The sequence below is a fragment of the Brevundimonas sp. genome (assembly GCF_032107865.1).
In the GTDB taxonomy this organism is placed as follows: Bacteria; Pseudomonadota; Alphaproteobacteria; order Caulobacterales; family Caulobacteraceae; genus Brevundimonas.
Window position 1 is genome coordinate 1 of record NZ_DAMCNG010000090.1, and the last position, 10,369, is coordinate 10,369.

The window sequence follows — 10,369 nt, forward strand, 5'->3', positions numbered from 1 at the left end:
CGCGGGCTTGGGTCGCCGCACCCGCCGCGCGGACGTGGACCAGATCGAGCGCGGCGCCGCGTCGCTGGATGTGGTCGATCAGGGCCGGGTCGTCGATGGCCGGGTCGGTGTCCGGCTGGACGACGATGGTGGTGACGCCGCCCGCCGCCGCCGACAGGCTGGCCGACTTCAGCGTCTCCTTGGGTTCATTGCCGGGCTCGCCGGTCTTGACCCGAATGTCGATCAGGCCGGGCGCCAGACAGCGGCCCTCGGCGTCGATGATCTGCACGCCCTCGGGGCGTTGCGTCGCCTGTCCGTGGATGACCTCAACGATGCGGCCGTTTTCGATCAGGACCGCGCCGGGACCGTCATAGTCGCTGGCCGGGTCCAGCAGGCGGGCGTTGATGATGGCGATCGGCTGAGATTGAGCGACGGTCATGCGGCGCCTCCCGCGCGGCGGTGGGCGAGAGCGGCCAGAACGGCCATGCGGGCGGCGACGCCCATCTCGACCTGATCCTGGATCAGGGAGACGCTCAGGTCGTCGGCCACGTCGGAATCGATCTCCACGCCCCGGTTCATCGGGCCGGGGTGCATGACCTTGGCGCCGGGCGCGGCCCAGGCCAGCTTTTCGCGGTCCAGCCCCCAGAAGCGGAAATACTCGCGCGTCGAGGGGATCAGGGCGCCCGCCATCCGCTCAAGCTGAAGGCGCAGCATCATCACCACGTCGCAACCGGCCAGACCTTCCTTCATGTCGTGGAAGACTTCGCAGCCCCAGCGGTCGGCGTCGCCGGGCACCAGCGTCGGCGGTCCGATCAGCCGCACCCGCGCGCCCATCATCTGCAGCAGGGCGACGTTCGAGCGCGCCACGCGGCTGTGGGCGATGTCGCCGCAGATGGCGACCGTCAGCCCGCCCACGTCGCCGAAGGCGCGGCGGATGGACAGCAGGTCCAGCAGGGCCTGCGTCGGGTGTTCATGCCGCCCGTCGCCGGCGTTGACGACGGCGCAGCCGACTTTCTGCGACAGCAGGTCCACTGCGCCCGAGGACGCATGGCGCACGACCAGAATCTCCGGCTTCATGGCGTTCAGCGTCACGGCGGTGTCGATCAGCGTCTCGCCCTTCTTCACCGAGGAAGAGGCGACCGGCATGGTCACGACGTCGGCGCCCAGACGCTTGGCCGCAATCTCGAAGGAGGAGCTGGTCCGCGTCGAATTCTCAAAGAACAGGTTCACGACCGTCTGGCCGCGCATCAGGTCCACGCCCTTGGCCGATTGTCGGTTGAAGTCGACGAAGGCGTCGGCCAGGTCCAGCAAGGCCAAGGCGGCCGGCGGATGGAGGTCTCCGGCGGCGAGGAAGTGGTCGCGGGGGAACGGCGTCAGCCGTTCCTTGATGAGGTCGGAGACGGGCGCTGCATGGGTCATTGAGACGTGGCTATAGGCGGGACTCAGGCCAGATGGAATAGCAGCAGGGCTGCGGGGATGCCGATGACCGAGAATACCGTCGTCGCCGCGATGATCCCGGCCATCAGCGGGGCGTCTCCGCCCATCTGGCGCGCCAGCACATAGGCTGAAGCGGCGCCGGGCGCGGCCCCGCACAGCAGGGCGATTCCCTGCGCCAGTTCATCGCCGCCGTACAGGCGCGCCAGCTGCCACATGGCCAGCGGCGTCACGATCATCTTGACCACGACCACGGCGCCGACCGTGACGCGGGTGCGCGCCAGTTCACGGAAGCTGAGGCCTGCGCCCGCCACGATCAGACCCAGCGGCAGGGCGGCCGATCCCAGCAGCTGCAGCGTCTCGGCCACGCCCGGCGGCTGCGGCGCGCCCGAGAAGTTCAGCGCCAGCCCCAACAGGCAGGCCAGCAGGATGGGATTGGACATCATCGCCCGGAACAGGGCCCTGGGCGAGGCGCCGCGCTGGTCCGCGCCCCATTTGGCCAGGACGACGACGCTCAGGATGTTGCTGACCGGGATCATGGCGGCGATGACCACGGCGGCCAGGCCCACGCCCGCCGGTCCGAAGGTCGCCTGCACGACCGGCAGGAAGACGAAGCTGTTCCAGCGGATCATGCCCTGGAAGACGCTGGTGTAGGCCGGGCCGCTGAGGGGCAGCAGAGGCTTGGACAGCAGGGTCAGGGCCGAGATGATGATGGACACCGTCACGGCGGCGGCGCCCGCCGCGCCTGCGGCCGATCCCGACAGGTCCGCGTTCCAGATCGCCGGGATCAGGAAGCCCGGATAGAGGACATTGATGGCCAGCTTCTCGATCGGCCGCCAGGCGGCGTCGGGCAAGTAGTCCGACTTCTTTAGCCCGTAACCGAGCGCCAGCAGCAGGAAGACCGGCAGGACGCCCGCGAGGATGGCCGCCATCTCAGCCGCGCAGCCGGTCCAGCGCGCCTTGCAGAATCCAGGCGGCGGCGGTGCGGTCCACCACGTCGGCGCGGCGCTTGCGGGTCAAGTCCAGTTCGTCGATCAGGAACCGCTCGACGGCGGTGGTCGACAGCCGCTCGTCCTGAAAGGCGACGTTGACCGACCGGAACCGCTCCAGATTGCGGGCGAAGGCGCGACACGACTGGGCGCGCGGCCCCTCGGTCCCGTCCATGTTCAGCGGCAGGCCGATGACCAGCGCCGAGACCTTGCGACCGTCCATGATTTTGAACAGCTGTTCGGCGTCCTGACTGAACTTGGTCTTGCGGATCAGCTCCAGCGGGCTGGCGATGATGCGTCCGGTGTCGGAAACGCTGACGCCGATGGTGTTCTCGCCCAGATCCAGACCCAGCCACGGGGTGTTGGGCGGGCAGGCGGCGGACAGTTCGGAGAGATCAAAGACAGGCACGAGGGCGCGTTAGGCCCAGATGGGGCGCGTGTCAAAGCGTGGGCCCTTTCCCTCCGCCGGGATGAGCGGAGTTGGAGGCGGACTTACACGTCGTCGTCCCCGACCGGCCCGCCTTCGTTCTCCAGGTTGCGGATCGAGCGCACTTCCTTGCGGGTGAACTTCAGCCGCACGCCCAGGCCGCCGTCTTCTTCGTGCAGGAAGACGGCGCCGCCTTCCTCCAGCGCGGACTGAAGGCGGCTGCGGGCCTCGTCGCCGGGGTCGACGTTCTCGCGCTCGAAGTCGGCCAGGGCGTCCACCGTCAGGCCCGACAGGCGGGCCACATGGTCGCGCGGCCATTGCACCAGGGCGCGCGCGGCGCGGACTTGGGGGCCGGTGATCTTCATGGTCGCGTCTCCTGTGATCTGCGCTCCATACTTAGGCGCCGCCACGGCCTTCGATAGGGGGCGTTTGGCCGCAACGGCCAAGCTCATTTCGCGCCTGCACCCAAATCCTTGTCGAAGCGGCGTCGAGACGCTAATCCCGACCCCTTAGACTCTCATGCTTTGGAGGGCCGCATGGCCATCGACGCCGCGACGGTGCGCAAGGTTGCGCATCTCGCCCGCATCAAGACCCCCGAGGACCGCCTGGAGCCGCTGGCCCAGGAGCTGAACGGCATCCTGAAGTGGATCGAACAGCTGGACGAGGTGGACGTGCAGGGCGTCGAACCGATGACCTCCAACGTGTCCCAGCCGCTGCGCCTGCGCGACGACGTGGTGACGGACGGCGACAAGGTCGCCGACGTCCTGTCCAACGCGCCCAAATCCGCCGACGGCTTCTTCGTCGTGCCCAAGGTCGTGGAGTAAGTCATGACCGATCTGACCAAGCTGACGCTGGCCGACGCCGTCGACGGCCTGAAGGCCAAGACCTTCTCGTCCGAAGAGCTGACCAAGGCCTTTCTGACCAACATCGAGGCCTCGAACCCGACGCTGAACGCCTATGTCGAGGTGACGGCGGACAAGGCGCTGGAACAGGCGCGCGCGTCCGACGCCCGTCTGGCCAAGGGCGAGGGCGGGGCGCTGGAAGGCGCGCCGCTGGGCATCAAGGATCTGTTCTGCACCCAGGGCGTGCAGACGACGGCCGGCTCCAACATGCTGCGCGGCTTCGTCCCGCCGTATGAATCGACCGTCACCGCCAATCTGTGGCGCGACGGGGCGGTCATGCTGGGCAAGCTGAACATGGACGAGTTCGCCATGGGCTCGTCCAACGAAACCTCGGCCTTCGGTCCGGTGAAGAACCCGTGGAAGTCCAAGGGTTCGAACGCCGACCTGACGCCGGGCGGCTCTTCCGGCGGTTCGGCCTCGGCCGTGGCGGCGGACCTGTGCCTGGCCGCGACGGCGTCGGACACGGGCGGCTCGATCCGCCAGCCCGCCGCCTTCACCGGCACCGTGGGCATCAAGCCGACCTACGGCCGCGCCAGCCGCTACGGCATGGTCGCCTTCGCCAGCTCGCTGGACCAGGCCGGGCCGATCGCCAAGACGGTCAAGGATTCGGCCCTGCTGCTGAACTCCATGTGCTCGTTCGACGCTAAGGATTCGACCAGCCTCGACATCCCGACCCCGGACTGGATCCAGTCGGTCGGCCAGTCGGTCAAGGGCCTGCGCATCGGCGTGCCCAAGGAGTACGTCCTCGACGGCATGCCCGCCGAGATCCAGAAGCTCTGGGAGCAGGGCGTCGAGTGGTTGAAGGCCGCCGGTTGCGAGATCGTCGAGATCAGCCTGCCGCACACCAAATACGCCCTGCCGACCTACTACATCGTGGCCCCGGCCGAGGCGTCGTCGAACCTGGCGCGCTATGACGGGATGCGCTTCGGCCACCGCGCCGAAGAGTTCACCTCGCTGGACGACCTCTATGCGACCTCGCGCGCCGAGGGCTTCGGCAAGGAGGTTCAGCGCCGCCTGACCATCGGCGCCTATGTGTTGTCGGCGGGCTTCTACGACGCCTATTACGTCAAGGCGCTGAAGGTGCGTCGCCGCATCGCCCAGGACTTCGACAACGTCTGGGGCCAGGTGGACGCCATCCTGACGCCGTCCACGCCGTCGGCCGCCTTCGCCATCGGCGACAAGCAGATCGACCCCCTGACCATGTATCTGAACGACGTCTTCACGGTGACGACCAACCTGGCCGGTCTGCCGGGCATCTCGGTCCCCGCCGGCCTCAGCGCCGACGGCCTGCCGCTGGGCCTGCAGGTCATCGGCAAGGCCCTGGACGAAGCGACCGTCTTCCAGGTCGCGGGCGCCCTCGAAGACGCGGCGGGCTTCGTCGCCAAGCCGGACCGTTGGTGGTGAGCATGACTGAGAACTCCAAACTGATCCAAGGCCGAACGGGCGCCTGGGAAATCGTCATGGGTCTGGAGATCCACGCCCAGGTCGCCTCGAACGCCAAGCTGTTCTCGGGGGCGGCGGTCGGCTTCGGCGCCGGGCCGAACGAGCAGGTGTCGCTGGTCGACGCAGGCTTCCCCGGCATGCTGCCGACCCTGAACAAATACTGCGTCGAGCAGGCGGTGAAGTCGGGTCTGGGCCTGCGCGCCCAGATCAATCTGAAGAGCCAGTTCGACCGCAAGAACTACTTCTATCCCGACCTGCCGACCGGCTATCAGATCAGCCAGCTGTATCACCCCATCGTGGGCGAGGGCGTGGTCGAGGTGGAGGCCGAGGACGGCAGCTTCTTCAACGTCGGCATCGAGCGCCTGCACCTGGAACAGGACGCGGGCAAGCTGATCCACGACCTGTCGCCGACCGAGTCCTACGTCGACCTGAACCGTGCGGGCACGGCGCTGATGGAGATCGTCTCGCGCCCCGACATCCGCACGCCGGAAGAGGCGGTCGCCTACGTCAAGAAGATCCGGACCATCCTGATCTACCTCGGCACCTGCGACGGCGACATGGAGAAGGGCAATCTGCGCGCCGACGTTAACGTGTCGGTCTGCCGCGCCGGGAACTACGACAAGTTCAAGGAAACGGGCGACTTCGGCTTCCTGGGCACGCGCTGCGAGATCAAGAACGTCAACAGCTTCCGCTTCATTTCTCAGGCGATCCAGTATGAAGCGCGCCGCCAGATCGAGATACTCGAAGACGGCGGTTCGATCACGCAGGAGACCCGCCTGTACGACCCGACGGCGGGCGAGACGCGCTCCATGCGCTCCAAGGAAGAAGCGCAGGACTATCGCTACTTCCCCGACCCCGACCTGCTGCCGCTGGAGCTGGAACAGGCGTGGATCGACGCCATCAAGGCCGACCTGCCGGAACTGCCGGACGACAAGCGCCGCCGCTTCATGAGCGAATACGGCCTGTCGCAATACGATGCCGGCGTGCTGATCTCGGAACAGGCCAAGGCCCTGTATTTCGAGGCCGCCGCGAAAGGCCGCGACGCCAAGCTGGTGTCCAACTGGGTGACGAACGAGGTCTCGGCCCGTCTGGCCGCCGACGGCAAGGACTTCAGCGACAACCCGCTGCCCGCCGCTCATGTGGCCCAACTGGTCGAACTGATCGAGACGAACGTCATCTCGTCCAAGATCGCCAAGGAAGTTTTCGACTACGTGTGGAACGGCGAAGGCTCGCCCGCCGAGGTGGTCGAGAAGCACGGCCTGAAGCAGGTCACGGACACCGGCGCCATCGAGAAGGCGGTGGACGAGATCATCGCCGCCAACCCCGACAAGGCCGCCGCCGTCGCCGAGAAGCCCCAGGCTATCGGCTGGTTCGTCGGTCAGGTCATGAAGGCCACCGGCGGCAAGGCCAACCCGGCCGCCGTGAACGACATCCTGAAGGCCAAGCTGGGGCTTTGATGCTTGGGGGCTGCGGCCCCCAAACCCCCGGCTGGTCGCTAACGCTCGCGACGCGGTCGCTCGCTGCTTGAGCGACTAAAAAAGCCCCGGAGATCGCTCTCCGGGGCTTTCTTGTTGCGTCACCAGCGCCAGGCGTCGCGGACGATTTCGATGATGTAACCGTCGTAGTCGTCGATCAGATAGATCGCATTGTCGACATAGACCCATCGCGTGCCTGGAGGCGGATAGCCCAGGCCATAGGTGCGCCAGTCGTTCACCTGATAGCGCCAGAAGACGTCCGGCAGATACTGGCCGACAGAGTACTGTCGGTTCCAATAGGTGCGCGGCACGCTGTAGTAGCCGTAGCCCGGCGCGAAATAGAAACCGATCCGCGTCCCGCTCCAGCTGCGGAAGCGCGTGTCATAACGCCACCAGTCGCTGCGGTGACGACGATCCCAGTCACGGCGCCACTGGTCGCGGTTCCAGCGGTTGTGGAACTCGCGATAGTCGCGATCCCGGTTCCACTGACCGGGGCGATCCGGTCGGTTCGGACGATGGGCGTCCGGGCGGCCGGGCCTGTTCCAATCCGGGCGATCGGGACGGTCCGGACGATGTGAATCCGGCCGGTCCGGACGATTCCAGTTGGGTCGATCCGGGCGTTGGGGGCGATCAGGACGATGATTGTCCGGTCGGTTCCAGTCGGGGCGGTCGGGACGATGCGCGTCGGGCCGATCCGGGCGATTGGGCCTGTCAGGCCGCGGCTGATCCGGTCTCTGAGGACGGTCAGGCCGATCCGGGCGCTGCGGACGGTCCGGTCGGTCGGGACGGTTCCAGTCCGGCCGCTGCTCTGGACGCTGCTCTGGCCTGTGTTCCGGTCGCTGAGGGCGTTGTCCTTCGGGACGACGCTCCGGGCGCGAGCCTTCCTGGCGCGGTCGGTCGGCGTCGCGATGCTGGCGTTGCGGCTGGCTACGCTCTCGGCGAGGACCGTCGTCGCGCATCTGCGGTCGATCCTGGGCCAGAACAGCCATGGGGGCTGCGGCGGGCACGAGGAAGGTGGCGGCCGCCGCGAACATGAGAAGAGAACGTTTCATGGTCGAAGTCCTCGCACGTCCGAACTTGGACGGCTTACGGACAGAGTGGGCGCTGGGCCATGAACTGCTGCTGAACGTCGATCGCAGAGCATTGTCATGAAAAAATCCCCGCAAGACAGAGTCTTGCGGGGCGAAGCGAAACCTTGGTCCAGCGTCTCTTAGTAGACGTCGTTCAACACGCTGGCGATCAGGCCTGTGGCGACGGCGATCAGCAGGATGTCGTTGCCGGCGTGGACGTAACGGTAGCCGCGCGGCGCCGGCCTCAGATTATAGAAGTAGGGATCGTCGACGTAATAGGAGCGATAGGCGGACGGCAGATAGCCCCCCGTGCGCCAGCGATAGCCGTAGTAGCGCGGCTCCACGCGGTAATAGCCATGCCCCGGCGCATACCAGTAGCCGTTGCGGGCGCCGCGATAGTCGCGGAACTCGGACCGGCCGCGCCACCAGTTGTGGTCATTGCGGCTCCAGCGATCGTATCGGCGTTGGTCCTGTCGCCATTCGCGGCGATCATCATGACGGTCCTGACGCCAGTCACGGCGGTCATCGCGTCGATCCTGGCGCCATTCCCGACGGTCGTCGCGCCGATCCTGACGCCACTCACGATGGTCGTTTCGACGGTCCTGGCGCCACTCGCGGCGGTCTCCGCGGTGATCCTGCGCCTGGGCCATCATGGGGGCGGCTGTGGTCGCCAGGGCGAGGGCGACGACGGCGGCCTTGGTCAGGCGGTTCATTTGGCAACTCCATTCAAGAAGCGAAATCCCTGTCTGGCGTCGACATTCGGGCCGGTAGAATGAACCGCCCCTGAACCAGCCTTTCAGCTTGCGCTCGTGTGCGGGCAAGGGCCGTGTCGCAGAAGCCCTGAGCGCGTTAACGCTAATTTTAAACCGACGATATTTGAATGGATGTCCGATAGCGGGGTCAGAACGACGCCGCGAGGGAGGATTGCTGATGAATCCGCTGAACCAAGCGCCCCTGGCGCACGAGACCCTGCCGTTGCCGACGCCTGACATGGACGGCGACGCCCTGTTCCGTCTGGGCCTGGCCTATTCGGCGGGATTGGACGGGTGCCCCATCGATCGGGTGTCGGCCCATATGATTTTCAACCTGGCCTCCATGAAGGGCTCGATTGAGGCGCGGGAATACCGCCGCGACATCAGCCAGGAGATGGAGCACGACGAGATCGCCGAGGCCCAGCGTGCTGCGCGCCGTTGGATCGACGCCGGCTCTTCTACGCTCGCCGCCTAGCCTCTGGCGGCCTGATGCAGCTTGCGGCGTCTGGACCGGGCGGCGGCGGCGGGGTATGCACCCCGCGAGTTCCCCGTCCGAAGGATTCCGTCCATGCTCGCTCGCATCTACCGCCCGGCCAAGACCGCGATGCAGTCCGGCAAGGCCAAGGCGCGCGACTGGCGCCTGGAGTTTGAGCCGGCCTCGGCCCGCACCATCGACCCGCTGATGGGCTGGACCAGCTCGACCGACATGAACGGCCAGGTCCGCCTGTCCTTCGACACTAAGGAAGAGGCGGTCGATTACGCCGAACGCCACGGCATCGCCTTCCGCCTGCATGAGCCGAACGAGGCGCCGGTCATCATCAAGGCCTATGCCGACAACTTCGCCACCAACCGCAAGCAGTCCTGGACGCACTAAGTCCGAACTGCGGCCTTCCGCGCCCATAGCTCAACCGGATAGAGCACCCGCCTTCTAAGCGGACGGTTGCAGGTTCGAGTCCTGCTGGGCGCGCCATGCCTCCAATCCCTTTTCGAGATCAGCCGTCAGGTCGGCGGGATCTTCCAACCCGATATGCAGGCGCAGCAGCTGGCCCGGCAGGCCGGGCGCATGCTGTCGATGGGCCAGTTGCGGCGTTTCGTGGGTGATCAGGCTCTCGAAGCCGCCCCAGGAATAGCCCATGCCGAACAGGCTGAGCGCGCGCATAAAGGCGTGGGCCGCCGCTGTGTCGCCGCCCTTCATGACCACGCCCATCAGGGAGGCCGCGCCATCGAAGTCGCGCCGCCACAGGTCGTGTCCGACCGAACCGGGTAGAGGCGGATAGAGGACATCGGCGACCTCTGGCTGAGCCTTCAGCCATTGGGCGATCGTCAGGGCTGAACGCGCCTGGGCTTCATAGCGCAGGGGCAGGGTGCGGATGCCGCGCAGCGCCAGCCAGGCGTCGTCGGGCGAGACGTGCCAGCCCATGTCTTCGACGGTGTCTGCGATGGCGCGCAGGATGTGCGGCGCGCTGGCGGCGATCCCGCCCATCAGCAGGTCGGAATGGCCGCCGACATATTTGGTCAGGGCCTGGACGCTGACATCGACGCCGTGCGCCAGCGGACGGAAGGCCAGCCCCGCCGCCCAGGTGTTGTCCATGACCGTCAGAACACCGCGCTCGCGGCAGGCGGCGGCCAGGGCCGGGGCGTCCGCAATCTCGAAGGTCAAGGAGGCGGGCGCCTCGATCAGCAGAAGCCGGGTGCGTGGCGTGAGGGCGGCCAGAACGGCCTCGGTCGAGGCGTCGGCGGGGTGGAACCGGGCGGTGATCCCCCGCGCGGCGAGGTGGCGCGTCAGGAAGCGGCGCGTGGGGCCATAGACGGCGTCGGTGGTCAGCACCTCATCGCCGGGACGCAGCAGGGCGGTCAGAGGCACGGTCACGGCCGCCAGGCCTGAGGGAACCATGAAG

General features: G+C 67.1%; 12 protein-coding genes, 1 tRNA gene and 1 pseudogene. 6 read left to right on the forward strand and 8 right to left on the reverse strand.

Going from position 1 to position 10,369, the window contains the following annotated elements; translation table 11 throughout:
* The 5 genes and pseudogenes from RT567_RS09060 to RT567_RS09080 form a co-directional block, all read right to left on the reverse strand.
* Positions 1-418, reverse strand: a pseudogene (locus RT567_RS09060) (dihydroorotase); the annotation flags it as partial.
* Positions 415-1,398 (reverse strand): aspartate carbamoyltransferase catalytic subunit, encoded by a 984-nt coding sequence (locus RT567_RS09065; protein WP_313575927.1) that lies wholly within the window; start codon positions 1,396-1,398, stop codon positions 415-417. The pseudogene RT567_RS09060 and the gene RT567_RS09065, both read right to left, overlap by 4 nt.
* A gap of 23 nt (positions 1,399-1,421) precedes the next feature.
* Entirely contained in the window at positions 1,422-2,345 is a 924-nt protein-coding gene (locus RT567_RS09070) for an AEC family transporter (protein ID WP_313575929.1), read from the reverse strand.
* A gap of 1 nt (position 2,346) precedes the next feature.
* Positions 2,347-2,811 (reverse strand): Holliday junction resolvase RuvX, encoded by a 465-nt coding sequence (gene ruvX / locus RT567_RS09075; RefSeq protein ID WP_313575931.1) that lies wholly within the window; start codon positions 2,809-2,811, stop codon positions 2,347-2,349.
* A gap of 83 nt (positions 2,812-2,894) precedes the next feature.
* Positions 2,895-3,194, reverse strand: coding sequence for a DNA-binding protein (locus RT567_RS09080; protein WP_313575933.1), 300 nt, complete (start codon positions 3,192-3,194; stop codon positions 2,895-2,897).
* Between the two features lie 171 nt (positions 3,195-3,365).
* Between RT567_RS09080 and gatC the strand changes: the two genes are divergently transcribed.
* The 3 genes from gatC to gatB are packed head-to-tail and all read left to right on the forward strand — an operon-like array spanning position 3,366 to position 6,631.
* Positions 3,366-3,653: an Asp-tRNA(Asn)/Glu-tRNA(Gln) amidotransferase subunit GatC gene (gene gatC / locus RT567_RS09085; RefSeq protein ID WP_046653549.1), complete on the forward strand. Its 288-nt coding sequence runs from the start codon at positions 3,366-3,368 to the stop codon at positions 3,651-3,653.
* 3 nt (positions 3,654-3,656) lie between these two features.
* A complete protein-coding gene (gene gatA / locus RT567_RS09090; protein ID WP_313575934.1) occupies positions 3,657-5,135 on the forward strand; it encodes an Asp-tRNA(Asn)/Glu-tRNA(Gln) amidotransferase subunit GatA in 1,479 nt (492 codons plus the stop codon).
* A 2-nt stretch (positions 5,136-5,137) separates the two neighbouring features.
* Positions 5,138-6,631, forward strand: coding sequence for an Asp-tRNA(Asn)/Glu-tRNA(Gln) amidotransferase subunit GatB (gene gatB / locus RT567_RS09095; RefSeq protein ID WP_313575936.1), 1,494 nt, complete (start codon positions 5,138-5,140; stop codon positions 6,629-6,631).
* Between the two features lie 119 nt (positions 6,632-6,750).
* Here gatB and RT567_RS09100 read toward each other — a convergent pair whose 3' ends face one another.
* Positions 6,751-7,701, reverse strand: coding sequence for an RcnB family protein (locus tag RT567_RS09100; protein WP_313575938.1), 951 nt, complete (start codon positions 7,699-7,701; stop codon positions 6,751-6,753).
* 158 nt (positions 7,702-7,859) lie between these two features.
* Entirely contained in the window at positions 7,860-8,432 is a 573-nt protein-coding gene (locus RT567_RS09105; RefSeq protein ID WP_313575940.1) for an RcnB family protein, read from the reverse strand.
* A 217-nt stretch (positions 8,433-8,649) separates the two neighbouring features.
* Here RT567_RS09105 and RT567_RS09110 point away from each other — a divergent pair, with 217 nt between their 5' ends.
* The 3 genes from RT567_RS09110 to RT567_RS09120 all read left to right on the forward strand — a co-directional run bounded on the left by RT567_RS09110 (position 8,650) and on the right by RT567_RS09120 (position 9,441).
* A complete protein-coding gene (locus RT567_RS09110; RefSeq protein WP_087141175.1) occupies positions 8,650-8,946 on the forward strand; it encodes a hypothetical protein in 297 nt (98 codons plus the stop codon).
* A gap of 93 nt (positions 8,947-9,039) precedes the next feature.
* Positions 9,040-9,345 (forward strand): ETC complex I subunit, encoded by a 306-nt coding sequence (locus RT567_RS09115; protein ID WP_087141176.1) that lies wholly within the window; start codon positions 9,040-9,042, stop codon positions 9,343-9,345.
* 19 nt (positions 9,346-9,364) lie between these two features.
* Positions 9,365-9,441 (forward strand) — tRNA-Arg (locus tag RT567_RS09120).
* Here the strand turns inward: RT567_RS09120 and metC are convergent.
* Positions 9,400-10,365 carry a cystathionine beta-lyase gene (metC, locus tag RT567_RS09125; protein ID WP_313575943.1) on the reverse strand — a complete coding sequence of 322 codons (966 nt, stop codon included), beginning with the start codon at positions 10,363-10,365 and terminating at the stop codon, positions 9,400-9,402. The two genes, RT567_RS09120 and metC, sit on opposite strands and share 42 nt — an antisense overlap.
* Between the last annotated feature and the right edge of the window lie 4 nt (positions 10,366-10,369).